Annotated in this window: 23 protein-coding genes and 1 pseudogene; 7 read left to right on the forward strand and 17 right to left on the reverse strand. The window is 71.8% G+C overall.

Annotated features, from left to right (window positions below; translation table 11 throughout):
• Positions 1-4 precede the first annotated feature (4 nt).
• Positions 5-460: a winged helix-turn-helix transcriptional regulator gene (locus tag ACFV1J_RS31075; protein ID WP_385863619.1), complete on the forward strand. Its 456-nt coding sequence runs from the start codon at positions 5-7 to the stop codon at positions 458-460.
• Here the strand turns inward: ACFV1J_RS31075 and ACFV1J_RS31080 are convergent.
• From ACFV1J_RS31080 to ACFV1J_RS31135, 12 genes are all read right to left on the reverse strand, one after another.
• Complete coding sequence (locus ACFV1J_RS31080) at positions 384-614, reverse strand: hypothetical protein (protein WP_385863661.1); 231 nt, start codon at positions 612-614, stop codon at positions 384-386. The two genes, ACFV1J_RS31075 and ACFV1J_RS31080, sit on opposite strands and share 77 nt — an antisense overlap.
• Positions 592-1,950 (reverse strand): LCP family protein, encoded by a 1,359-nt coding sequence (locus ACFV1J_RS31085; protein ID WP_385863621.1) that lies wholly within the window; start codon positions 1,948-1,950, stop codon positions 592-594. The genes ACFV1J_RS31080 and ACFV1J_RS31085 overlap by 23 nt, the downstream gene beginning before the upstream one ends.
• Before the next feature lie 77 nt (positions 1,951-2,027).
• Positions 2,028-4,151, reverse strand: a complete 2,124-nt coding sequence (locus ACFV1J_RS31090) for a bifunctional polysaccharide deacetylase/glycosyltransferase family 2 protein (protein ID WP_385863622.1) — start codon at positions 4,149-4,151, stop codon at positions 2,028-2,030.
• Positions 4,148-4,552, reverse strand: a complete 405-nt coding sequence (locus ACFV1J_RS31095) for a hypothetical protein (protein WP_385863623.1) — start codon at positions 4,550-4,552, stop codon at positions 4,148-4,150. The genes ACFV1J_RS31090 and ACFV1J_RS31095 overlap by 4 nt, the downstream gene beginning before the upstream one ends.
• Positions 4,553-5,221: 669 nt before the next feature.
• Entirely contained in the window at positions 5,222-5,794 is a 573-nt protein-coding gene (locus ACFV1J_RS31100) for a hypothetical protein (protein WP_385863625.1), read from the reverse strand.
• Positions 5,791-6,912, reverse strand: coding sequence for an ROK family glucokinase (locus tag ACFV1J_RS31105; RefSeq protein WP_385863627.1), 1,122 nt, complete (start codon positions 6,910-6,912; stop codon positions 5,791-5,793). Before ACFV1J_RS31105 ends, ACFV1J_RS31100 begins: the two co-directional genes overlap by 4 nt.
• 242 nt (positions 6,913-7,154) lie before the next feature.
• Complete coding sequence (locus ACFV1J_RS31110) at positions 7,155-7,964, reverse strand: ATP-binding cassette domain-containing protein (protein ID WP_385863629.1); 810 nt, start codon at positions 7,962-7,964, stop codon at positions 7,155-7,157.
• Positions 7,961-9,004, reverse strand: a complete 1,044-nt coding sequence (locus tag ACFV1J_RS31115; RefSeq protein WP_385863631.1) for an ABC transporter permease — start codon at positions 9,002-9,004, stop codon at positions 7,961-7,963. The genes ACFV1J_RS31110 and ACFV1J_RS31115 overlap by 4 nt, the downstream gene beginning before the upstream one ends.
• Positions 9,001-9,975, reverse strand: a complete 975-nt coding sequence (locus tag ACFV1J_RS31120) for a sugar ABC transporter substrate-binding protein (RefSeq protein WP_385863663.1) — start codon at positions 9,973-9,975, stop codon at positions 9,001-9,003. Before ACFV1J_RS31120 ends, ACFV1J_RS31115 begins: the two co-directional genes overlap by 4 nt.
• 224 nt (positions 9,976-10,199) lie before the next feature.
• Complete coding sequence (locus ACFV1J_RS31125) at positions 10,200-11,195, reverse strand: sugar ABC transporter substrate-binding protein (RefSeq protein ID WP_385863633.1); 996 nt, start codon at positions 11,193-11,195, stop codon at positions 10,200-10,202.
• A gap of 170 nt (positions 11,196-11,365) precedes the next feature.
• On the reverse strand, positions 11,366-12,142 hold the full coding sequence (locus ACFV1J_RS31130) for a GntR family transcriptional regulator (RefSeq protein ID WP_385863634.1): 777 nt from the start codon (positions 12,140-12,142) through the stop codon (positions 11,366-11,368).
• A gap of 136 nt (positions 12,143-12,278) precedes the next feature.
• A complete protein-coding gene (locus tag ACFV1J_RS31135) occupies positions 12,279-13,034 on the reverse strand; it encodes an SDR family oxidoreductase (protein ID WP_385863636.1) in 756 nt (251 codons plus the stop codon).
• 61 nt (positions 13,035-13,095) lie between these two features.
• On the opposite strand from ACFV1J_RS31135, the gene ACFV1J_RS31140 reads away from it, so the two are divergent.
• Together ACFV1J_RS31140 and ACFV1J_RS31145 are read left to right on the forward strand one after the other, a co-directional pair.
• A complete protein-coding gene (locus ACFV1J_RS31140) occupies positions 13,096-13,998 on the forward strand; it encodes a LysR family transcriptional regulator (protein WP_385863665.1) in 903 nt (300 codons plus the stop codon).
• A gap of 56 nt (positions 13,999-14,054) precedes the next feature.
• Complete coding sequence (locus ACFV1J_RS31145) at positions 14,055-14,414, forward strand: VOC family protein (RefSeq protein ID WP_385863638.1); 360 nt, start codon at positions 14,055-14,057, stop codon at positions 14,412-14,414.
• Here ACFV1J_RS31145 and ACFV1J_RS31150 read toward each other — a convergent pair.
• The 5 genes and pseudogenes from ACFV1J_RS31150 to ACFV1J_RS31170 form a co-directional block, all read right to left on the reverse strand.
• A complete protein-coding gene (locus tag ACFV1J_RS31150) occupies positions 14,380-15,561 on the reverse strand; it encodes a GDSL-type esterase/lipase family protein (protein WP_385863640.1) in 1,182 nt (393 codons plus the stop codon). The two genes, ACFV1J_RS31145 and ACFV1J_RS31150, sit on opposite strands and share 35 nt — an antisense overlap.
• 192 nt (positions 15,562-15,753) lie before the next feature.
• A pseudogene (locus ACFV1J_RS31155) lies at positions 15,754-16,197 on the reverse strand (PaaI family thioesterase); the annotation flags it as partial.
• On the reverse strand, positions 16,197-17,021 hold the full coding sequence (locus ACFV1J_RS31160; RefSeq protein ID WP_385863642.1) for a transporter substrate-binding domain-containing protein: 825 nt from the start codon (positions 17,019-17,021) through the stop codon (positions 16,197-16,199). The gene ACFV1J_RS31160 and the pseudogene ACFV1J_RS31155, both read right to left, overlap by 1 nt.
• A 280-nt stretch (positions 17,022-17,301) precedes the next feature.
• Complete coding sequence (locus tag ACFV1J_RS31165) at positions 17,302-17,970, reverse strand: bifunctional 4-hydroxy-2-oxoglutarate aldolase/2-dehydro-3-deoxy-phosphogluconate aldolase (RefSeq protein WP_385863644.1); 669 nt, start codon at positions 17,968-17,970, stop codon at positions 17,302-17,304.
• Positions 17,971-18,313: 343 nt separating this feature from the next.
• Entirely contained in the window at positions 18,314-18,751 is a 438-nt protein-coding gene (locus ACFV1J_RS31170; RefSeq protein WP_385863646.1) for a ribonuclease domain-containing protein, read from the reverse strand.
• A gap of 225 nt (positions 18,752-18,976) precedes the next feature.
• On the opposite strand from ACFV1J_RS31170, the gene ACFV1J_RS31175 reads away from it, so the two are divergent.
• The 4 genes from ACFV1J_RS31175 (at position 18,977) to ACFV1J_RS31190 (ending at position 22,457) form a co-directional block, all read left to right on the forward strand.
• Positions 18,977-19,384, forward strand: coding sequence for a VOC family protein (locus tag ACFV1J_RS31175; RefSeq protein WP_385863648.1), 408 nt, complete (start codon positions 18,977-18,979; stop codon positions 19,382-19,384).
• Positions 19,385-19,518: 134 nt separating this feature from the next.
• The gene (locus ACFV1J_RS31180; protein WP_385863650.1) at positions 19,519-20,145 is read left to right on the forward strand and encodes a helix-turn-helix domain-containing protein; all 627 of its coding nucleotides are present in this window, start codon (positions 19,519-19,521) and stop codon (positions 20,143-20,145) included.
• 35 nt (positions 20,146-20,180) lie between these two features.
• The gene (locus tag ACFV1J_RS31185; RefSeq protein WP_385863652.1) at positions 20,181-20,360 is read left to right on the forward strand and encodes a DUF6126 family protein; all 180 of its coding nucleotides are present in this window, start codon (positions 20,181-20,183) and stop codon (positions 20,358-20,360) included.
• Between the two features lie 198 nt (positions 20,361-20,558).
• A complete protein-coding gene (locus ACFV1J_RS31190; RefSeq protein WP_385863654.1) occupies positions 20,559-22,457 on the forward strand; it encodes a beta-N-acetylglucosaminidase domain-containing protein in 1,899 nt (632 codons plus the stop codon).
• Positions 22,458-22,970 lie beyond the last annotated feature (513 nt).

A 22,970-nucleotide genomic window follows, 5' to 3' on the forward strand; every position in this document is an offset into this window, starting at 1 on the left:
GACGGTGGAACACGTAGGCGAGTGGTGGACGCTGCTGATCCTCCACGATGCCTTTGACGGCTACACCCGCTTCGACCAGTTCCAGGAGAGCCTGGGCATCTCCTCCAGCATGCTCACCGCCCGGCTGAAAACCCTCGTCGCGGACGGGCTGCTGGAACGCCGGCCCTACCAGCGCAACCCCGTGCGCCACGAGTACGTCCTCACCGAACTCGGGCACTCCCTGCGACCGGTGATCGTCGCCCTGGCCGCATGGGGCAACTCCCGCCTCACATCGGCCGAACGCAGCATGATCCTCATCGACGCGCACAGCGGCGAGGAAGTCGAGCCCGTCGTCGTCGACGCCAAGACCGGCCGCCGACTCGACGACAGCGCCGCCTATGTCTTCACCGCAGGCCCCGCGGCCAGCGACGCCATGCGCCACCGCTACGCGACACGACCGGCCACCCCGGCGGAGGCGTAAGGCTGGTCCGGACATGCACCCGCCGCACCAGTTCCGCCGCCAGCTTGAGCAGGTCCTGTTCGTTCAGACTCTTCTTCTCACCGCGGTGGGAGAGCCACCCCGAGACCCGGACGGGGCGCTCCCGTTCCCGTCTACGGCGCGCGGCGGGCGGCAGGGCCGCGGTGCCGGGACGGCTTGCCCGTCTCCGTCACCGGCCGGTCGTGCCGTAGGTCGTCGAAGAGCCGGACCGACCTCCTGGCGTCCCATTTCAGTACGTTGCCCTTGGGTGTGGGGACGCCGATGCCGGACACGGGGACGTTGATCTGCTTGCCGTGTCCGTCCGTGACGTTCTGCACGGCGCGGAACATCCTGCTGAGATCGCGCAGGCTCATGCCCTTGTCGACGATGAGCGTGTCGAGGCCGGCCTGCACGGCGGGGCCGATCTTCAGCGGGTCGAAGAGGGTGTCGGGGCGGGCGGCCTGGTGGGCGAGGGTCGACAGGAACTTCTGCTGGTTCCTCGACCGGCCCAGGTCGCCCTCCTTCTCCTGGTGCCGCTCGCGGACGAAGGCGAGCGCCTGTTTGCCGTTCAGGGTGTGGCAGCCCTTGCGCAGATCGGCGCCCGACTTCTCGTCCTTGATGTCCCGTTCCAGGCACATCCGAACGCCGCCGATGGCGTCGACGATGTTCACGAACCCGGCGAAGCCGATCTCCGCATAGTGGTCGATGCGCAGCCCGGTGTTCTTCTCCACGGTGTGCACGAGCAGTTCGGGGCCGCCGTAGGAGAAGGCGGCGTTCAGCTTGTCCCCCTCGGGCCGCTTGGTCTTGCCCGTCGACGTGTCGAGGCGGCCGGGCACGGTGATCCAGGAGTCGCGCGGCAGGCTGACCATGCTGGTTCCATGGGCCCCGGTGTGCAGCAACATCATCGAGTCGGTGCGCCGCCCGCCGCCCCCGCCGGCGTGCAGGTCCTTCACGTCGTCGTCGGAGAGTCCGTCGCGGCTGTCCGAGCCCACGACGAGGTAGTTGGTGCCCTCGCCGGGCGGCGGACGGTCCCCGTACGCGCCGAGGTCGACGTCACGTTGGAGCCGGGTCTCGGCCCAGCCGTACGTGCCGCCCGCCGCGACGCCCACAACGGCCAGCAGGACGAGCACCGCCCGCCGCAGCCTCCTGCGCTTCTTCGGCTGCCGGGCGTGGGCGCGCCGGGGCCCGTAGCGCGAGCTGGGGCGTTCGGCGAACCGTTCGTGCACGGCGGCGCCTTCCGGGGCCGCGTACGGGCCCTGGCCGGCCTGCGGAGCCGGATCGGCGTACGGCCCCGGATCGGCGTACGGCCCGGGATCGGCGTCCGGATCCGGCTCGACGTACGGTCCCCGGCCGCCCGCCGGCTCCGGGCGCCACAGCTCGCCCGTCACCCGCACCGGCCCCCGGCGCACCGGACGGCTCCCGGCGTCGCCGTGCCGGCCCTGCTCCCCTGTGGGTGTGGTGCGTCCGGCCCGCTGGTCAAGCGGGTCTGTCATGGTCAACTCCCTTGATCAGGTCCCAGGTCCGACTCGCGCGGCCGCTCGCCGGTTCCCCTCCCGTCCGCTCCGTCCCGTCACTGCGACGACAGGCTCCGCCGCGGGGGCGGCTGGTCGAGCGGAGCTCCGGACGTCTCCGCGGACGGTGCTTCGATCAGATACGGGTCGGCGGTTCCGGTGCGCTTCATGCTGTGCCACTTCAGGCGGGTGCCGAGCAGCGCCGTGATCACGGAGTGGATGACCACCAGGTACATCAACTGCCGGTAGACGAACTGCTGGAGCGGCAGCACCCACAGCACGCGCAGCCGTTCGCGGTCGAGCCGCAGCGCGTACGCGGCGGTGACCAACTGGACGGCGAGGAACCCGAACCAGACGAGGCCGGCCTCCACGGGGTCGCGGAACAGCGCCCCGAAGAGGGCGAACAGGTCCACGACCGGTGCGCACAGCGGCAGCACGATCTGGAACAGCGTGACGTAGAGCATCACGCGACGGCCGAAGCGTCCGGCGGGGCCGACCTCCGTCACCGCGTGACGGTGCTTCCACATCGACTGGAGGGTGCCGTAGCACCAGCGGTAGCGCTGCCGCCACAACTGCCTTACGGTGCTGGGCACTTCGGTCCAGGCGACGGCCGACTCCTCGTAGACGACGCGCCAGCCGGCCCGCCAGAGCGCCATCGTGAGGTCGGTGTCCTCGGCCAGGGTCTCGTCGCTGACGCCGCCGACGCCCATCAGCGCGTCCCTGCGGAAGGCGCCGATCGCCCCCGGCACCGTCGGCATGCACTCCAGGACCTCGAACATCCGCCGGTCGAGGTTGAAGCCGAGGACGTACTCCAGGTGCTGCCATTTGCCCAGCAGGCGGCGCCGGTTGCCGACCTTGGTGTTGCCGCTGACCGCACCGACCGCCGGGTGGGCGAGCGGCTGGACCAGCCGGGCCAGCGCCGCGGGTTCGAAGATGGTGTCCGCATCGACCATGACGACGATGTCGTGCCGGGCGTGCGCCAGGCCGGTGTTGAGGGCGCTGGGCTTGCCGCCGTTGGGCTGCCGGATCACCGTCACCCGCGGGTCGTCGATGTTCTCGGCGATGTCGGCGGTGGCATCGGTCGAGCCGTCGTCGATCACGATGATCTGCAGGTCCGGATGGGTGGAAGCGAGCAGCGAGTACACGGTGGAGGCGATGCCGGCCTCCTCGTTGTACGCGGGCACCAGGACCGTCACCGGGTCCCGCACCTCGCGCAGTCGTGGTGCGCCGGGCCGGTACCGGTGCAGCCTGCGCACGTGGAGCCGGGCGAACAGCGCGAACAGGAGCATCCGCAGGACGCCGAGGACACCGGTGAGGGTCAGCGTCCACACCATCACGGTGAGGAAGGCGTGCCCGAGCCGCTGCGACCAGATCAGGCCCTCGCCCTTGATCTCCTGGGCGACCGGGACCTCGTCGAGGAAGGACAGGCGTTCCAGCCCGCCGCTGACGGTGGTGAACCGCTTCACACCGCGGTCCTGCAGAAGGTCCTCGGCCTCGTGGTAGCCCAGGTCGGTCTGGCTGTGCTGCGTCACCAACCCCCGCCACGGCTTGCGGTCCTTGTGGTCCGAGGCGACCACCAGGTACCCCTGGGCCGCCGCGTGCTTCGCGGCCGTCCACTCGGCGCCGCAGAGCGTGTCCGCGGCCGTGGTGTGCGGCAGCCTCAGCAGGGTGGTGTTGATGCCGGCCGCACCCGCGAGGGCGCTCTGGGTGAGCGACAGTTCGAGCCGCGCGCGCAGCGGTGAGGCGACACCGAGGTCGCCGCCGCTGTAGGTGTACGAGCCGATCTCGTGCCCCTCGCGCAGGATCCGCCGCATCAGCTCCGGGTGCTGGGCCGCGTCCTTGCCGTAGACGAAGAAGGTCGCCCGCGCGTGGTGCCTGCGCAGCAGGTCGAGCAGGCGCGGCGTCCACACCGGGTCGAAGCCGCCGTCGAAGGTGAGCGCGACGGTCCCCGGCGGCATGGCCGCGGTGGCGACCCCCTTCGGGCCGAACCGCAGCAGCGGCTTCCCGTCGTCCGCCGCGCGCGGGATCGGCCGGGTGCACGGCGGCTTGGTGCGCGCGGCGTCGACCTGGTGGGTCGTCCAGCCCTCGAAGAGGAGGGTGACGGCGACCACCAGGAGGACCAGCAGGAGGACGAGCCAGTGTCCGCGCGGCGGGCGCCGAACGGCGGTGGAGTGCCGGCTCACTGCTTCGTGCCTCCGGCCGGCGGGGCGGCTCTGCCGGCCGGCGGGCGGCGGTGGTCGTCGCGGTCCACGTGGGCCCTGGCCGGCGGCCGGTGTGCCTCGGCTCGGGCCGGTGCGCCGTGGCCGCGCTGCGCCGTGCCGGTGTCCGGGCCGGACGGCACCGGTCCGTTCATACTCGGCGGGTGCGTGCCGACGGACTGCCGGAGACCGCTGATCAGCGTGCCGACGAACAGCAGATACCCGAGACAGGCGCATCCCACGGCCAGCGCCAGGGCTTGCAGCATCCGCCTGCGCCAGCCCGACCGGCCGATGAAGACGGGGAGTTGGGGGGCGGCGGCCTGGGGACGTCGTGCGGCCGGGGTCCCGCGAGGCGCGACGCCCCGGTGCGGCACGGGCTGTGTCATGTCCCGCCCTGGGTGCTGCGCCGGGTACGGCTCCCTGCGGGCAGGGGGTACGGACGACAATCGCCCGTCGTGCGGTGTGCTGGCTATGTGGGGGATGCCCTGCACTGGTGCTCCTGATCTGCGGCCGCGCACGCGCGACTCTTTGTGTGGGGGGACGGACCCGGGGGTCCGCCGTACTGCCCGTGAGACATCGGAGCCGCAACCCGGTGCCCGGCGCGTACGGACGCTTCCCCTACGTGCACATGCCATGCACCCTTCCCGGGTGGGGCCGGGAAGGCCATGTACGCATGTGCCCTCACAGGGGCCGGGAGGCCGGGGTGCAGCCCTCAGCCATCACGCAGCCCCCGACCCTACTCGGGCACCCGGGTGGCACGGCAACAGGCCGTCCTGGCCGTCGACATGGCGATGAACACCACCTACGACGTCGACATCACGCTCACACTCGACGTCGCGACGCGCTCCCACCTTGCCTCGCGCCGGCCTCCATGGCGTCTCCCGCCCCATGCCGCACAAGGAACTCGGAGACCGCGGCGGCCCGCCCCGACCGCGGCTTCCCGAGCTCCCGGAAGGCTTCCCTGACGGTTCGTCAAGGGCTTACTGCCGGTCGCCGGCGTGGGAAATCTCAAACTCTGCCGGGCGTCTTCTCGGCGCTCGACGGGCCTGCCGCGGTCAGAACGTGACCGTCGACACCGTGTACACCACGGGGTGCCCCGGCTCGTCGTAGCTGACCATGATGCGCTGCGACGGATGCGGTCCGCGGCTGGTGGTCGTGGTGCCCGCCCAGGGCCAGTCGATGCTGAAGTCCCAGCCGACCTTGGCCGCCTGGGTCGGCGGGATGGTCCTGTGGTCCTTCTTGAGGGCGGCGGTGCTGGTGCCGACGGCCGCGAGGTAGTGCTCCAGGCCCCACTCGTTGGTCCGGAACTGGACGAACAGCGAGCTGGTTTCCCAGGAGTTGGTCTCGTAGTAGTAGACCGGGGTCGAGCCGATCGGTACTGGGACGTTGTAGATCCGCTGCTGGACCTTGGAGGGGAAGGCGTTGGTCAGGCCGGTGGCGGCGGCCTCGGCCTCCTTACCCTCGCCGCTGTCGCGGCTCTGCTCGGCGGAGATGACGATGTAGCCGGCCGGGATCGCGATCAGCAGGAAGACGATCAGCGCCGTCAGCAGGGGGCGGCGTTGCTTGGCCCGGGGCGGCAGGGCGGTGTGGTGGTCGTCGCGCATGGTGGGGGATTCGGTTTCGGTCATCGGCGGCCGGCCCGTTCATAGCGCTCGTAGCGCTCGACCCGACGGCGGTTGGCACGGCGGAAGCGGCGGGCGACCAGGCGGGCGAGGTCCGCGGCGCCCACCATGCCCGCCTCGGGGCCCAGCTGGGCCTTGGCGATGGTGGCTTCGGGGCGGTAGCCGCGGCCGGTGAGGTGGCGCCGGAAGGCCTCCCGGGCCGGGCCGATCAGCAGGTCGTCGGCGGCGCTGACGCCGCCGCCGATGACGAAGCAGGACGGATCGAGGGCGGCGGCGAGGTTGGCGATGCCGACGCCGAGCCACTGGCCGATGTCCTGGAGGAGCTCGACGCACATCGCGTCGCCCTCGCGGGCGAGCTCGGTGATCAGCGGCCCCGTGATGTCGCCGACCCGGCCGCCGACCCGCTCGATGATGTTGTATGCGACCGGGGAGTCGGCCGCGGCCAGTTCGCGGGCCTCGCGTACCAGGGCGTTCCCGGAGCTGTACTGCTCCCAGCAGCCGCGGTTGCCGCACGGGCAGCGGTGGCCGCCGGGCACGACCTGCATATGGCCGAATTCGCCCGCCACCCCGTATTTGCCGCGCTTGACGGCGCCGTCCTCCAGGATCGCGCCGCCGATACCGGTGCCGAGCGTGATCATGACGAGGTGGTCCTCGCCGCGGCCGGCGCCGAACCGCCACTCCGCCCAGGCGGCGGTGTTGGCGTCGTTGTCGACCATGACGGGGACCGCGAGGCGGCCCGCGAGGCGGTCCCGCAGCGGCTCGTTGCGCCAGTTCAGATGCGGGGCGAAGAGGACCTTGGAACGGTCCGCGTCGACCCAGCCGGCGGCCCCGATGCCGACCGCGTGCACGTCGTGCCGGTCGGAGAGGTCGAGCACCAGCTCGGTGATGGTGTCCTCGACGACCTTGGGGCTCTTGGACTTGTCCGGGGTCTCGGTGCGGACCTTCTCCAGGATGGTGCCGTCCGCGTCGACCACGCCCGCCATGACCTTGGTGCCGCCGATGTCGATGCCGACCGTGGGCACGCGCGGGGCGGTCAGGTGCGAGCGCCGCTCACGGGTGCCGACCGTGCGCAGCACGGTGGCCCTGGCCGATCCCCGGTGCGCCCGGTCCCGGTACATGCTCATCGGCCCACCTCGTGGCCGTCGCTCCCCCACTGCCCGGACGGCGTGGGTGGTACCCCCATGCGGTGGCTGCGTGCTCGCAAGACTCGTCTCGTCCCTAGGGGGGTCTCGGGAGGCCGGGGCCTCGGCGTGCGGGTTCGGTGCCGATTGTGCATCACCGGTGGCGTCCGGCGCACCGCGACCGGCAGTGCCGCGCCCCGCCCGGCCGGGTGGCCGGTGCGGGGCGCGGCACGGTGCTGACCTGCTCAGTCGGGCCGGTGGCCGCCGGGGAATTCCGGGGTGGCGGTGCGGGCCAGTTCGTGACTGAGTTGTTCCAGTTCGCTGCCGCCCGCCATTTGACGGGTCAGCTCCTCCAGGGCGATCTCCTTCTTGGTGTGGCTGCCGGCCATCGTGCCGCGCTTGAGGAGGACGAAGCGGTCGCCGACGAGGTAGGCGTGGTGCGGGTTGTGCGTGATCAACACCACGCCGAGGCCGGCGTCCCGGGCGGCCGCGACGTACTTGAGGACCACGCCGGACTGCTTGACGCCGAGCGCCGCCGTCGGCTCGTCCAGGACGAGGACCTTGGCGCCGAAGTAGACGGCGCGGGCGATGGCCACGCACTGCCGTTCGCCGCCGGAGAGGGTGCCGATGGGCTGGTCGACGTCGCGCAGGTCGATGCCCATCCGCAGCAGCTCGCTGCGGGTGGTCTCCCGCATCGTCTCGACGTCGAGCCGCTTGAAGGGGCCGAAGCCGGTGGTCGGCTCGGAGCCGAGGAAGAAGTTCCGCCAGACCGGCATGAGGGGGACGACGGCGAGGTCCTGGTAGACGGTGGCGATGCCGCGGTCCAGGGCCTCGCGCGGGGAGGCCAGGGCGGTCTCCTCACCCTCGATGGCGAAGGTGCCGCGGTCGTGCCGGTGCAGCCCCGCGATGATCTTGATGAGGGTGGACTTGCCGGCGCCGTTGTCGCCGAGCACGCAGGTGATCTCCCCCGCGTGCACCTCCAGGGACACGCCCTCCAGTGCCCGGACGTTGCCGTAGTACTTGCTGACGTCGGTCAGCTCGACCAGCGCTGTCATGCCTTGTCCTCCGCCCGCTTGCGGACCCATGCGTTCAGGAGTGTGGCGAGCAGCAGCATCGCGCCGAGGAAGAACTTGTACCAGTCCGGATTCCACTGCGCGTAGACGATGCCCTTGCTGGCCATGCCGAAGATGAAGGCGCCGACGGCGGCGCCGATCGCCGAGCCGAAGCCGCCGGTCATCAGGCAGCCGCCGACCGCCGCGGCGATGATGTAGAGGAATTCGTTGCCGACGCCGTCGCCGGACTGGATCGCGTCGTAGGAGAACAGCAGGTGCTGGCCGGAGACCCAGGCGGCGAAGGCGACGCCCATGTAGAGGCCGATCTTCGTCCTGGTGACCGGGACGCCGACCGCCCGCGCGGCGTCGGCGTTGCCGCCGACCGCGAAGATCCAGTTGCCGACGCGGGTGCGCAGCAGGATCCAGGTGGCCAGGGCGACCAGCGCGATCCACCACACGATGGTGATCTGGATGTCGACGCTGCCGACGGTCAGGTGCGAGGCGAAGAGCGTACGGGCCGACTCGAAGCCCTCCATGTCGGAGATCGACTTCGTCGAGACGGTGCCGCTGATCAGCTTGGTGAAGCCGAGGTTGAGGCCGGTCAGCATGAAGAAGGTGCCGAGCGTGATGATGAAGCTGGGCAGTTTCGTACGGGTCAGCAGGAACCCGTTGAACGCCCCGATGGCGAGGGTGACCAGCAGCGAAACCCCCACACCGACCCAGGTGTTGGCGGTCATCTGGTAGCTGAACATCGACGAGATCAGCGCCGAGCTGACGACCATGACGCCGGCCGACAGGTCGAATTCCCCGCCGATCATCAGCAGTGCCACCGGTACGGCCATGATCCCGATGGTCGAGGAGGCGTAGAGCACGGTGGAGAGGCTGGACGCCCGCAGGAAGGGCTCGGCGACGATCGAGAAGAAGACGAAGACCGCGGCGGCACCGACGACGGAGCCCAGTTCGGGGCGGCCCATCAGCCGGCGGGCCAGGGAGCGGTGCAGCAGCCGTTCGTCCTGGACGGGTGCCTTGAGGGTGGTGGTCATCGGGTACCCCGCTTCGTGTAGTCCTGCAGGGCGTCGGCGTCCTTCTTGGTGATCACCTGGGGCCCGGTGAGCACCGGCTTCCCGCCGCCGAGGGTGTCGGAGTTGTACTTGTACAGCCAGAGCAGGTCGACCGCCTCGTAGCCCTGGAGGTAGGGCTGCTGGTCGACGGCGAAGCCGAGGGTGCCGTCCTTGAGGCCGGCGGCGACCTGGGCGTTGAGGTCGAAGGTGTCGATCTCGGCCTTGCTGCCGGCCTGTTCCCTGGCCTTGACGGCGGTGGGCGCGAAGGGTGCGCCGAGGGTGACCACGGCGTCGATGGACGGGTCGGCCTGGAGCTTGGACTCGATGGAGGACTGTACGTCGGGCATGTTGGTGCCCTCGACGTAGAGCTTCTCCAGCTTGCCCTTGAAGGTCTTGGCGGCGCCGTCGCAGCGCTGTTCGTGGCCGACGTTGCCCTGTTCGTGCAGGACGCACAGAGCCTTCTTGCGGCCGCGCTGGTTCAGCGTGTCGCCGACCGCCTCGCCGGCCACCGTCTCGTCCTGCCCGATGTGGGTGAGCGCCCCGAAGGCCTTGGACTCCTCGGCGCCGGAGTTCACGGTGATCACCGGTATGCCGGCCTTCTCGGCCTTCTCGACGACGTCCTTCATGGCGTTGGGCTTGGCGAGGGAGACGATCAGCCCGTCGACCTTCTGGTCGATGTAGGACTGCACCAGCTGGCTCTGCCGCTGGGCCTCCTTGTCGTGCCCGTACACGAACTTGATGTTGTCCTTGACGGCGGCCTGCTGGGCGCCGTTCTGCACGATGTCCCAGAAGGTGTCGCCGTCTCCCGAGTGGGTGACCATGGCGAACGTCCACTGGGGGGTGTTCACCGCGGCCTTGCCACCGGCGGTCTTGGCGGCGCGCTCCTGCTCGGCGCGCAGGCCGCCGGTGGCGCTGCAGCCCGCCAGGGAGGCGCCGAGCGCCGCCGCGAGCACGGCGCTGATGACGCGTCCCCTTCCTTGAACCCTTGCCACGAGGACTCGCCCTTCCCGCTGATCTCGCCGTTTCGGCTGCGTCGGTCGTATTCGGTGTGTGGGCCGCCCGGTCCGGGCGGGTGCGGTGCCGCACTCCGGCGCCGGCCGGCCGGGCCCAACCGGCCAAGTATCCGTTACCGGTGATCTGTCCCGGTTCATGGGGTCGTCCCGTCTCCCCTCTGGTCTCACCTGGTGCCTCGCCCGGTGTACTCGGTCAGCTGGGGTACGTCCTTCTGCGTCACCAGCGCGGGCCCGGTGAGCACCGGCTTCCCGCCGCCCAGCACATCGGCGTTGGTCTTGTGCAGCCAGAGCAGGTCGACCGCCTCGTAGCCCTGGAGGTAGGGCTGCTGGTCGACGGCGAAGGTGACGTCCTTGGCCTTGAGCAGTTTGACCACGGCGGCGTTCAGGTCGAACGTCGCGATCTGCGCGCTGCTGCCGGCGTCGTGCCTGGCCTTGACGGAGAGCGCCGCGATCGGGGCACCGAGTGTCACGATCGCGTCGAGCGACTTGTCGGACTGCAGCTTGGCCTCGATCGAGGACTGGGCGGCGGGGGCGTTGGTGCCGTCGACGTTGAGGTTCTCGACGGTCCCGTGGAAGCCCTTGCGGACGCCCGCGCAGCGGTCCTCCAGGGACACGTTGCCCTGCTCGTGGAGGACGCAGAGGACCTTCTTCGCCCCCCGGTGGTCGAGCTCCTCGCCGACCGCGCGGCCGGCCACCGACTCGTCCTGCCCAATGTGCGTGAGCGCCCCGTACGCCCGGGAGAACTCACCGCCGGAGTTGATGGTGATCACCGGGATGCCCGCGGCCTCGGCCTTGCGGACCGCGGCCTTGACGGCCTGCGGCTTGGCGAGCGTGACGATCAGCCCGTCGACCTTCTGGTCGATGTAGGACTGGATCAGCTCGGCCTGCTGGCCGCCCTCCTTGTCGTGGGCGTAGAGGAACTTGACGTGGTCCTTGGCGGCGGCCTGTTGGGCGCCGTTCTGGACGATGTCCCAGAAGGTGTCGCCGTCGCCGGCGTGGCTGACCATCCCGATGGTCAGGTGGCTGCCGCCGGCCCCCTCGTCCTTGGCGTCCTGGCCGCCGGTGGCGCTGCACCCGGCGGCCAGTGCGACGGTGGTCAGTAAAGCGGCGGCGCTGCGGAGGGTGAGCCGCCGGACGCCGGTCGTACGCACGCTGATCATCGTGGAACCGCCTTTTCTCCACGGCCGCCGGAATGCGGCTGGAGGAGTTGTAACGGCCGGCGCGGAGCCACGTCAATACTTTGTCAGAACATTCTGACGAAAGCACATGGCTGGGTGAACGTGGACCGTGCGCGGCACCGGCGTCCTCCCCCGTGGACCGCCCACCGCCCTCACGGCCGTACGAGCAGCTGGAACTCGAAGGCGTAGCGCGACGCCCGGTAGACGTGCGAGCCGAACTCCACGGCGCGTCCGGTGTCGTCGAACGTGGTCCGCTGCATCGTGAGCAGCGGGGCGCCCTCGGGCTCGTCGAGCCGCTGTCCCTCCTCCGCGGTCGCCGCCCGGGCACCGACGGCCTGGCGGGCGCTGTGCAGGGTGATCCCGGCCGACCGCATCAGGCGGTACAGCCCGGTCGCCTCCAGTTCGGCGGTGTCCAGCTTCAGCAGGCCCGCGGGGAGGTGGTTGCGCAGGTGCGCGACCGGTTCGCCGTGGGCCATCCGGAGCCGCTCGACCAGCACGACCTCCGCACCCTCGGCGAGGCCCAGCGCGGCGGCGACCTCGGCGTCGGCCTCGGTGGTGGTGTTGAGCAGCACCCGGGTGGCCGGTTTCTGCCCGGCCGCCTCCAGGTCGTCGTAGAGGCTGCTCAGCTCCAGCGGGCGCTTGACCTGGCTGTGCACGACCTGGGTGCCGATGCCGCGGCGGCGCACCAGCAGCCCCTTGTCGACCAGCGACTGGATGGCCTGGCGGACCGTGGGCCGGGACAGCCCGAGCCGGCCGGCCAGCTCGATCTCGTTGCCGAGCAGACTGCCGGGCGCCAGTTTGCCGGTCTCGATCGCCGCCTCCAGCTGCTGCGACAGCTGGAAATACAACGGGACCGGACTGCTCCGGTCCACGCTGAACTGAACGGGGCTCTCGGCGCCCAGGGCTTGTTCCGTATCACGTTTCCCCACGTTCGCGAGCGTATCCGCCCGCACAGATGACGGGAAGTCCGGAGGTCACATTGTCCGGACATGAGCGGCAACGGGGCGGCGGAGCAGTCGTGAGGCGGACGACCGCGCGGCCGTCAGCCGTCCGGGCCCCGGCGGGCTACCAGGGCAGCGGGCGGCCGTCCCGGAAGAAGCCGCCCGTGGGGCCGTCGTCCGGCAGGGTCGCCGCATGCACGACACCGGCCGCGCCCTCGTCGACCGGCCGGCCGCCCGGCCCGCCCATGTCGGTGGCCACCCAGCCCGGGCAGACCGCGTTGACCAGCACGCCGTCGGCCCGCAGCTCGGCGGCCAGCATCCGGGTGAGCGCATTGAGCGCCGCCTTGGACGCCGAGTACGCGGGGGTGCCGCCGCCCATGTTGGTCAGCGAACCGGCCTCGCTGGAGACGTTGACCAGCCGCGGATGCTCCGAGGCCCGGAGCAGCGGGGCGAACGCGATCGCGGTGCGCCACGGCCCGTAGAGGTTGGTTTCGGCCACCTCACGCACCCGCGCGAGATCCGCGGTGACGGCCCGCTGCCCGGTGTCGTAGCCGATGGCGGCGTTGTTGACCAGCACGTCCAGCCGGCCGAAGCGCTCGGCGACCTCGGCGGCGGCCGCCGCCACACCGGCGTCGTCGGTGACGTCCATGCGCAGCGGCCGGACGTCCCGGCCCGCACCGGGAGTGCCGCGCAGTTCCCCGGCCACCCGCCGCACGGCGTCCGGCGAGCGTCCGGTCAGCAGCACCGTGTAGCCGCGCGCCGCCAGCTGCCGGCACACCTCGCGGCCGATACCGCGGGTGGCGCCGGTCACCAGGGCGACGGGGCCGGTGGGAGGGCCGGCGTCCACAGGGCCCGCGCCTACGGGGTCGGCAGCGTCCATAGGACCATGTTCCGTCCCCGGTTTCCTGCGCGTCCAACGCCGTTTCTGATAACCCATGGCTATGGACGCTCATCTGCGGGACCTGCGCTACTTCGTCGCCACGGCCGAGGAGTTGAACTTCACCCGGGCCGCCGAGCGGCTGTTCGTCTCCCAGCCGGGGCTGAGCAAGCAGATCCGGCAGCTGGAGGACGGCCTGCGGGTGAAGCTGTTCGACCGCGACCGGCGGACGGTCGCGCTGACCGCGTCCGGTGCCGCGCTGCTGCCCAGGGCGCGGGAGCTGGTCCAGCTCTGGGACGAGGCGCAGCGCGCGGTCAGCGACGCGGCCGCCGCGGAGGCCGCCGTGCTGACCCTGGGCATCTCGACGAGCACGGGCCGCGGGCTGCTCCCCGCGATCCGCGACCGGCTCGCCGAACGCCGCCCCAACTGGCGCGTCCAGGTACGGCAGATCGACTGGGCGGACGCCACCGCGGGGCTCGCGGGCGGGGAGACGGACCTGGCGCTGCTGTGGCTGCCGTTCCCGGGGCAGGAGAAATTCGCCGTGCAGGTCGTGGCCACCGAACCGCGGTGGGTGGCGCTGCCGGCCGGCCACCGGCTCGCGGCGGCCGCCGAGATCCCGTTCGCCGCGCTGCTCGACGAACCGTTCCTGGCGCTGCCGGAGGCCGCGGGGGCCCTACGGGACCACTGGCTCGCGGTGGACGAACGGGGCGGCCGGCCGGTGCGCATCGGCGGGGTGGTCGCCAATGCGGACGAGACCTTCGAGGCGGTGGCGGAGGGCCTCGGGGTGGTCCTGCTGGCGGCCGGGAACGCCGCGATCTACCGGCGGCCCGGCGTCGTCGCCCGCCCCGTCACCGGCCTGGCCCCCGCTCGACTCGCGCTGGTCCGCCGCCCGGACGACCACCGCGCCGTGCTGCGCGACGTCCTCGACGCCGTCCGGCACCCGCCGTCGCCACCCGCCTCCCCGTGACCGTCCGACCACGCCCTTCCGCGCGTCCCCGTCCCCGCCCCCTGTGAGGAGCCCTGATGTCCGTACGCCGGGTCGTCCCCGACCTCCGGTCGACCGCCCTGGAGGAAAACCGTGCCTTCTACGGACTGCTCGGCCTGGAGGAGGTCATGAACCAAGGCTGGGTGATGACGCTGGCCTCGCCGGCGAACCCCACCGCCCAGCTCACCTTCCTGACCGCGGACCGGACCGCTCCGGTCACCCCCGACCTCAGCATCGAGGTCGACGACGTGGACGCGGCCTACGCCACCCTGCGGGCCGCGGGCGCCGTGATCGTCCGGCCCCTCGCGGACGAGGAGTGGGGCGTGCGCCGCTTCTTCGTCCGGGACCCGGACGGACGGGTCGTCAACGTCCTCGGGCACCCGGTCGGTCGTCCCTGACGGCGAACGGACCGCCGTCCCCGAAGACCCGCTCGGCGAACCGCTCGCCGATACGGCGATGACCGGCCGCGTCCGGGTGGAGCGCGTCGGGCAGCGGCAGTTCGGCGTGGTCCGCCTCGCCGTAGAGCACCCGGCCGTCGAGGTAGTGCAGGTTCGGATCGTCGGCCGCCCGCGCGGCGGTGATCCGGGCCAGCTCGTCCCGGATGCGGCGGAGCGTGAGGCGGCCGGGGTCCTTGGGGTCGCCGGTGGCCGTGAAGCGCAGCGTCCCGTTGCTGAAGTCGGGCGCGCCGGGTCCGGGGGTGTCCTCGTGGACCGGGCACAGGACGGCGGAGACGACCAGCAGCGGCGCGGTCGGATGCCCCTCGCGGATCGTGTCGAGGAAGCCGTGGACCGCCGGTCCGAAGGCACGCAGCCGCATCAGGTCGTGGCCGACCAGATTGATGCCGATCTTGACGCTGATCAGGTCCGCGGGGGTGTCCCGCATGGCGCGCGCGGTGAACGGGTCCAGCAACGCGTTGCCGCCGAAGCCGAGGTTGATCAGCTCCACCCCGCCCCGGGCGGCGGCCAGCGCCGGCCAGGTCTCCGTCGGCCCCTGGGCCGTGGAGCCGTGGCTGATCGAACTGCCGTGGTGCAGCCAGACCCGGCGGCCGCGGTCCGGGGCGGCCTCGACCGGGGCGTTCGTGCGCAGCGCGATCAGCTCGGTGGTCTCCGTCTGCGGCAGCCAGATCTCGACGTCCTTCGTGCCGGCGGGCAGCTCGGTGAACCGGAGGGTGCCGGGCGGGCCGGGGCGGGTGACGATCGCCTGGGTGGTCATGTCGATGGTGCGGACATTGCCGGTCGGGACGGCCGCCCGGGCGGTGAGCCGGCCGTCCACGACCAGGTCGTACACGCCGTCCGGCTGCGGCGGGGCGCCCTCGTAGACCGTCTTCGTGGGGAGCGTGTCCAGCTCGACGGCGGTGGCGCTGGTGCGGAACGCCAGCCGGACGCCGGCGGGTTGGGACTCGACCATGGCCAGGTAGTCGTCGGGCCACTGCTTGCGGGCCCAGGCAGGCAGCCGGTGCGGCAGCACGCCGTGTGCGGTGCGCTCCACCTCCAGGGCGCCGCGCAGCAGGTGCGGTTCGATGGGGGTGGTGATCCAGTCGGTCACGCGGGCCTGCCTGCGGGGATCGGGAACGTCCGGAGGACGCCGTCGAACGGAGGGATCATGACCCTCAGCCTGCCCACCGAATGCCCCTTCCGCACCCGTATTTCCTCACCCGCGGCCGAGCGGACGGCTGCCGGCCGGACCGTTGTCCGCCGGACCACTGCCCGCCGGACCGTTGCCTGCCGGGCCGTTGAGGGACAGTGCCGTGCCCTGCGCCACCGCGCACAGGCGCTCGGTGCCGTCCGCTTCGAGGACCGTGAGATCGCAGCGGCACACGGCCTGTCGGCGGCCGGCGTGGACGACTTCGGCGCGGGCGCGGAGCGTACGGCCGCGCGCCGGCCGCAGGTACTGGATCGAGAAGCCGCCGGTGATGATGGCCGGGCCCAGGGCGGTGGCCGCGGCGAACGTCAGGGTGTTGTCGGCGGCGTACGACAGCACCCCGCCGTGCACGAACCCGTACTGCTGCAGCAGTTCCTCGCGGATGTCCAGTTCCAGCGTCGCCCCGCCGTCCCCGAACGCGGTGAGCCGTGCCCCCAGCAATCTGCTGAACGGCTGCTCGTCCAGGCCCTTTTGGGCGGTCGCGAGATCGAAGGCGGCGACCGCGTCGATCCCGGTGCCGTCCCGCTCGGTGTCCGTCATCACTCCCCCATCCAGGCGTTCTCGTACGTCCGGTACGTGCCGTCGTGCGTGGCCAGATGCACCCACTGGTTCACATAGGCCGTGAAGTCGTGGTCGCCCCGGGGCAGCGCGTAGGCCTTCTCGGAGAAGGTGAAGGGCTTGTCCGGGTGGACCGAGCAGAGTTCGGGGTGGAGCTTGGCCTGATAGCGGGTCTCGCTGGCGTCGGTCATCATCACGTCGGCGCGGCCGGCGATGATCTCGTCGAAGATCGTGGTGTTGTCCGGATGGACCTTCAGGGTCGCGTGCTTGATGTGGGCGCGGGCGAACTGCTCGTTGGTGCCGCCCGGGTTGACGATGACGGTCGTGCCGGGGCGGTCGATCTGCTCCAGCGTGCCGTACGTGTCCTTGTCGGCGCAGCGCACGATCGGGGTCTTGCCGTCCGTGCGGGTGGGCTCGCTGAAGGCGACCGCACGGGCCCGCGCCAGGGTGATCGAGACGCCACCCATGGCGATGTCACAGCGCCCGGCCGAGAGGTCGCCGATCAGTCCGGCCCAGGTGGTCGGGACGTAACGGGGCGTGGCGTCCAGGCTCCGGGCGAGGTCCCGGGCCATGTCGATGTCCACCCCGCGGTAGTCGCCGGTCCCGGGGTCGCGGTAGCTGAAGGGGCGGTAGTCGCCGGTGGTGCACACCCGCAGCACCCCGCGCCGCGGAACGCTGTCGAGCGCCGACGCCTGCCGTCCGTGGGCGGGGTGCCGCGACGGGGCGGGGGCGCCGGACGCCGCGGGGGCGGTCGCGGTGACGGCGAGCAGACAGGCGAGGGCGGAGAGGGTGACGGCACGCTTCATCGGGTCTCCTGTGGCTCCTTGGGCTGCGGGGCACGGGGCTGACGCCTCGTCGGGTGATCGCGCGCTCAGCCTGGCAGAGCCGGTGATCGACGTGAACCCCTTGCCCGGGGACCGGGACGGAGGGCCGGGACCAGGGCCGGGGGCCGGACCGGGACCGGGGCCGGGCCAGGACCGGGACCGGGGCCGAGCCAGGACCGGGACCGGTATTCGCCACGGGGGGGCGGTCCCGGCGGAGACCGCACCATGACAAACGTGCCGGCCCGTCAATCACAACAGCTCGTCAGTCGCCGTACAGGCCGCCCACGTCATCGCCCGCCGACCCGTCCGGGGCGGCTTCGGCGAGCCGGGTGAGGAGCTCGGCGGCGCGCTTGGAGACGGTGTCGCGGTCGCCTTCGGAGAGGGCGGCGCCCATGCCGACGGCGGCCGCGCCGGCGGCGATCCACTCGGGCGCGCTGTCGACCGTCACCCCGCCGGTCGGCAGCAACGGCGCCTGCGGCAGCGCCGCGCGGACCTCCCTGAGCCAGGACGGGTCGTGCGTCGAGGCGGGGAAGAGCTTGAGGGCGTCCGCGCCGAGCTCCAGGGCGCGGACGATTTCGGTGGGCGTCGAGACACCGGGGAAGACCGGGACGCCGTAGCGGTGGGCGGTGCGGATGACCTCGGGGTCCAGGCTGGGCGAGACCAGGAAGCGGGCGCCGGCGTCGACCGCCATCCGGGCCGACATGGCGTCAAGGACCGTGCCCGCGCCGATGACCGCATCCTCCCCCAGCTCACGCGTCAGCGTCGTGACCGCCTCCAGGGCGAAGGGGGTGGTCAGGGATATCTCCAGGGTCGTGATGCCGGCCGACAGCAGGGTGTCGGCGGTGGCGCTCGCCTCGTCGTAGGTCTTGCTGCGAACGATGGCGAATACGCGCTGCGCCAGTGCGGCCCGGGTGATCTCCCAGCGATACACGGCAGTTCGCCGTCCTTCCTTGTCTGCGACGCACCATGCCGGACCGCCCGGCCGTGGCGGATACGGCACTTTCCCGGGCGCGCCGCAGCAGCTGACCCCACATGGTCCCTTGTCCGCCGATGCCCGCCCGCTCCTCGTTTCCACCGAAACGCTACCGGGAACCACCGACAATCCTCTCTCGGGGGGTGCGCCCCGCGCGCCCCTTCTGCCAAGAAATGCGAGAAGAGCGAGGTCAAAGGGGGCGCACGGCAAAGCGGCGGCCGGGGTGCGAAAGGCACCCCGACCGCCGCGGCGGATGGTGTCCGGGTCGTTCGTCCGACCCCGTGCGCCGTCTGAGCCGGTCTCAGCAGTTGCGGTCGACCAGGTCGAACGTGGCGTAGTGGTCAGCGGTGTAGTAGTCCTCGTCCTGCTTCTCGCCGGCCACGATGCGCCGGGCACCGCGGTCGGGCGAGCCCGGGGTGATGACCGTGTACTCGTGGTAGTAGCCGGTGCTCTGCTTCGGCAGGATGCCCTCGCGGTTGTCGAAGACCGTCCCGTCCTTCGGGTACGGGAACGGCCCGCCCTTGGCGATCAGGTCGAGGGTGTCATGGGCTTGCGAGGGCAGCTTGGAGTAACAGACGCTGCCGACGTCCTTGACGTGCACGGCCGTTGCGTACGCCGTCGTGGCGTGCGGGGTGGCCGTGCCGGAGGGGGTGGCGGCGACCGCGGTCCCGCCGAGGAGAAGGGCCGATGCGAGGGCGCCCGCGGCGCCGATCCTGGTAATCCGTGGGGGGATTCTCATGCCTCCCAGAATGACGCGCGTAGACATGGCCCTGTCAATCCCAAGAGGCCGATGTTTCCCCGGAGTTCACACGGTCACCCCAACTGGAAGCCCGAAAAATCACGATGTCCCCTTCGGTCCCCACCAGGCATGATGACCACACGGACGATCACCGGAGGACGTGAGCGGACCGGCGGTGCCACGGACGGTCCGGAGCACCGTGCGCGACGAACGGGAGGGTTTTCCATGCGGGTCAAGGACTTCGACCACCTGGTGCTCAAGGTGCGGGACATCGAGCGGGCGCTGGACTTCTACTGCGGTCCGCTCGGGCTGGAGCCGGTACGGGTCGAGGAGTGGCGGGCCGGCGAGGCCCCGTTCCCGTCGGTGCGGATCAACCCCGTCACGATCATCGACCTGATCACCCGTCCCGAGGACGAGTCCGGCGCGGCGCCGGCCACCAACGTGGACCACATCTGCCTCGTCGTGGACCCGCTGGACTGGCAGGAGGTCATCGACTCCGGCGCCTTCACCGTCCTGGAGGGCCCGGTCGGCCGCTACGGCGCGCGCGGCGATGCCCAGTCGATCTACGTGCAGGACCCGGACGGCAACACCGTCGAGCTGCGGTGGTACCCGGAGGATGCCGAACAGTCCTGACCGCGAACCGGGCACGCGCCCCGAGGCGCCCGGTCCGCGGCGGGGGTCCACAGAGCGCGTGACGGGGAGCCGAGGGCTTTTGCCTCAGAGGCAAAACTTTTGCCCGGCAGGCCGTATCTCGCTATACCAGGGATATGCCCGAGCTCCCCGACGAGCCTCCCGGCGTCCCGCCGGCCGAGCTCCCCACCGTCGCGCCGCGCCTGCGTGACCTGCGGCGACGCAGCGGTCTCACGCTGGAGACGGCGGCCCGGCTGGTCGGGCTGTCGCCCGCGCACCTGTCCCGTCTGGAGACCGGCCGGCGCCAGCCCTCGCTGCCGATGCTGCTGGCGCTCGCACGGACGTACGGCACCACGGTATCCGACCTGCTGGGCGAGACCGCCCCGGAGCGGGACCCGATCGTCCGCGCTGACCGCGCCGAGCCCTCGGAGGCCGGCGGCTGGACGTACTGGACCGTGGGCGGCGCCGGCCGCGCCATGCAGGCGCTCCGGGTGCATGTGCCACACCGGGCACAGGGCGAGCTGGTGCGGGTGCATCCCGGCGAGGAGTGGCTCTACGTCCTCGAGGGACGGCTGCGGCTGACGCTCGGTGCGGCGGCGCACGTGCTGGCCCCGGGGGACGCGGCGCACTTCGACTCGCTCACCCCGCACCGGATCGCCGCCGACTCCCGGGGCGGCACGGAGCTCCTGTTCGTCCACACGCTGCTGCAGAGCGGCGCCGCCGAGCTGTGCCTGGGCGACGACGCGAGGTACCGCGGCGTGTGAGCCCGCGCGCCGCCCGAACGAAAGGACCGTACGCCGTGCCCGACCAGACCCCGGCCGACCTCCCCGCCGGCCCCTCCGCCGCGCCCGCCCCTTCGCGCTACGTCGAGAACAAGCCACCCCGCGGACTGTATGTGCGGGTGTTCATCTACGTGGTCGCCACGCACGTCCTGCTGGCCTTCATGAGCCTGCTCGTCATCATCGCCAAGTCACGCTGACCCGCCGACCGCCGACCGCCGCGGCCGCTGGCCCGCCGACGCCCGGCAAGGTCCATCCCTTCCGTCCGAAAGTCCATTGCCCCGGCGCGCCCCGCGGGTGAAGCCTGCTGCCACGAAGCGCTGGCACCAGACTCGTCCCCGTACCTCGTCCCTGTACCTCTCGTCCCTGTACCTCGTCGCACCGAGGAGGACCGAAGGATGCACCGTACGCGCACCGCGGCGGCCACCACGCTGGCCATGGCGCTGGCCGTCCTGCCCCTCACGGGCATGGCCGGGCCGCCGGGCGCGGACCGGGAGAGCGCCGGCGACCGTCCCGCGGCCGCCGGCACCATCACCCCCGTCCCGCAGTCCGCACACCGTCTGCCCGGCCGGGCGGTGATCACCCCGACCGCCACCGTCGTCGCCGGCCCGAAGGCCGATCCCGCGGCGCTGGAGCTGGTCGAGCGGTCCCTCAGGGCCGCCGGCGCCGACCGCGTCGTACGGGCCGAACGTCCGCCTGCGGGCGGGCAGTTGACGGTCTTCGTGGACGGCCCGGACGCCGCGCGGGCGCTCCGCGGCCTGGGCGCTCACGGCACCGACGGGCTGCCCGCCGAGGGCTATGTGCTGGCCGTCGGCGCCGGCCGGATCGCGCTGGCGGGCAAGGACGCCACCGGCACGTACTACGCCGCGCAGTCGCTCCGGCAGCTGCTGCCGCACCGCGACCACCCTGGCGGTCAGGTGCCGGGCACCGCCGTACGGGACTGGCCGGCCACCCCGCTGCGCGGCGTCATCGAGGGCTTCTACGGCACGCCGTGGTCGCACCGCGCCCGCCTCGACCAGCTCGACTTCTACGGCGCGCACAAGATGAACACCTACGTCTACTCGCCGAAGGACGACGCCTATCTGCGGGAGAAGTGGCGCGATCCCTACCCCGCGGACCGGCTCGGGCAGCTCAAGGAGCTGGTGGACCGGGCCCGGGCCCGCCATGTGGACTTCACCTACGCCCTCTCCCCCGGCCTCTCCGTCTGCTACAGCTCGGACGCCGACCTCAAGGCGCTGACCGCCAAGTTCCGGACGCTGTGGGACATCGGCGTGCGCGACTTCGCCGTGCCGCTGGACGACATCAGCTACACGCACTGGAACTGCGCCGCTGACCAGGAGAAGTTCGGCACCGGCGGCGGGGCGGCCGGCGCGGCGCAGGCCCATCTGCTCAACCGCGTCAACCAGGACTTCATCGCCGGGCATCCGGGGGCCCGCCCGTTGGAGATGGTGCCGACCGAGTACTACGACGTGAAGCCCACGCCGTACAAGAAGGCGCTCGCCACCCAGCTGGACAAGAACGTGGTGGTGGAGTGGACGGGGGTCGGGGTGATAGCGCCGACGATGACCGTCGCCCAGGCCGAGCAGGCCCGGGAGGTCTTCGGCCACCCGATCCTGACCTGGGACAACTACCCGGTCAACGACTACGTGACCAGCCGGCTGCTGCTCGGCCCGTTCAACGGCCGGGAGAAGGGGCTGCCCGGGAAACTGGCGGGGATCACCGCCAACCCGATGATCCAGCCCGCGGCGTCCAAGATCGCGCTCCACACGGTCGCCGACTACGCGTGGAACGACCGGTCCTATGACGCCCGTACGTCATGGGGCGCCGCGCTCGACGAGCTGGCCGGCGGCGACCCGGTGACCCGACAGGCTCTGCGGGCCTTCGCCGACGCGAGCTACGCCTCCTCACTCAATCCGCAGCAGGCGCCCGAACTGGCCGCCGCCATCGGCCAGTTCCACAACGACGGGAACGCCGAACGGCTGGACGCGGTGCTGCGGACCCTCCACGACGCCCCCGCGGTGCTGCGCGCCCGGCTGGCGGACCGCGGCTTCCTCGACGACAGCGGCCCCTGGCTGGACGCCACGCACGCCTGGGCCGTCGCGGGACGTACCGCGCTGGCGCTGATCGAGGCGACGAAGGCGGGCGACGAGGCCCGGGCCAAGGAACTGCGCGAACGGATCCCGGAACAGGTGAAGACCGCCAAGTCCTTCGTGTACGTGGACCTCAAGGGGAAGCGGGTGCCGGTCGTGGTGGCGGACAAGGTACTGGACGCGTTCATCGCCTCCGCCGTGCGGTAGCCGCTTTGCGGCGCCCCGTACGTACCTGGCCGTCCCGCCGCGGTGGTTTCTCGCCGTTGCGCTGCGCTTTGCGGCGCCCCGTACGTACCCGTCTGTCCCGCCGTCGGGCTTGGTCGCCGTTGCGCTTTGCGGCGCCCCGTACGTACCTGGCCGTCCCGCCGCGGTGGTTTCTCGCCGTTGCGCCTGGCGGCGGGCGTTGTTTGTCGGGTGCGGTGACAGCCCTACAGACTTCGTCCTCCGGTCTGTCCCCTCCCGTGAGTGGGGGGAGTGAGGTGGGTGGGGGCGGCTGTTGTCGTTCCGGCATACCGTTCGCGTCCGTCCTGCACGCCGGGAATACAGCCCCCACCCGTCGAGTTGAGGCCCCGCAGGGGGCGCTCGCACCCCCTACGGCATCTGTTCGACCCTCCCCTACGGGACCCCACGCCCACCCCCACCGGCCTCAACTTCCCCCCAACGGGAGGGGACGGGCCGGAGGGGCCGGTTGTGTGGACGTAAAGCGAAGCAGTCCACACA

Origin of the sequence: Streptomyces sp. NPDC059649, assembly GCF_042734445.1 — a bacterium.
Lineage (GTDB): Bacteria > Actinomycetota > Actinomycetes > Streptomycetales > Streptomycetaceae > Streptomyces.

What these genes read in the sequence shown, in the direction of transcription:
- ACFV1J_RS31085 (WP_385863621.1), bottom strand. Translation starts at nt 1,950, where the DNA reads ATGACAGACCCGCTTGACCAGCGGGCCGGACGCACCACACCCACAGGG.
- ACFV1J_RS31095 (WP_385863623.1), bottom strand. Translation starts at nt 4,552, where the DNA reads ATGACACAGCCCGTGCCGCACCGGGGCGTCGCGCCTCGCGGGACCCCG.
- ACFV1J_RS31100 (WP_385863625.1), bottom strand. Translation starts at nt 5,794, where the DNA reads ATGACCGAAACCGAATCCCCCACCATGCGCGACGACCACCACACCGCC.
- ACFV1J_RS31105 (WP_385863627.1), bottom strand. Translation starts at nt 6,912, where the DNA reads ATGAGCATGTACCGGGACCGGGCGCACCGGGGATCGGCCAGGGCCACC.
- ACFV1J_RS31110 (WP_385863629.1), bottom strand. Translation starts at nt 7,964, where the DNA reads ATGACAGCGCTGGTCGAGCTGACCGACGTCAGCAAGTACTACGGCAAC.
- ACFV1J_RS31115 (WP_385863631.1), bottom strand. Translation starts at nt 9,004, where the DNA reads ATGACCACCACCCTCAAGGCACCCGTCCAGGACGAACGGCTGCTGCAC.
- ACFV1J_RS31125 (WP_385863633.1), bottom strand. Translation starts at nt 11,195, where the DNA reads ATGATCAGCGTGCGTACGACCGGCGTCCGGCGGCTCACCCTCCGCAGC.
- ACFV1J_RS31135 (WP_385863636.1), bottom strand. Translation starts at nt 13,034, where the DNA reads ATGGACGCTGCCGACCCCGTAGGCGCGGGCCCTGTGGACGCCGGCCCT.
- ACFV1J_RS31140 (WP_385863665.1), top strand. Translation starts at nt 13,096, where the DNA reads ATGGACGCTCATCTGCGGGACCTGCGCTACTTCGTCGCCACGGCCGAG.
- ACFV1J_RS31145 (WP_385863638.1), top strand. Translation starts at nt 14,055, where the DNA reads ATGTCCGTACGCCGGGTCGTCCCCGACCTCCGGTCGACCGCCCTGGAG.
- ACFV1J_RS31160 (WP_385863642.1), bottom strand. Translation starts at nt 17,021, where the DNA reads ATGAAGCGTGCCGTCACCCTCTCCGCCCTCGCCTGTCTGCTCGCCGTC.
- ACFV1J_RS31170 (WP_385863646.1), bottom strand. Translation starts at nt 18,751, where the DNA reads ATGAGAATCCCCCCACGGATTACCAGGATCGGCGCCGCGGGCGCCCTC.
- ACFV1J_RS31175 (WP_385863648.1), top strand. Translation starts at nt 18,977, where the DNA reads ATGCGGGTCAAGGACTTCGACCACCTGGTGCTCAAGGTGCGGGACATC.
- ACFV1J_RS31180 (WP_385863650.1), top strand. Translation starts at nt 19,519, where the DNA reads ATGCCCGAGCTCCCCGACGAGCCTCCCGGCGTCCCGCCGGCCGAGCTC.
- ACFV1J_RS31190 (WP_385863654.1), top strand. Translation starts at nt 20,559, where the DNA reads ATGCACCGTACGCGCACCGCGGCGGCCACCACGCTGGCCATGGCGCTG.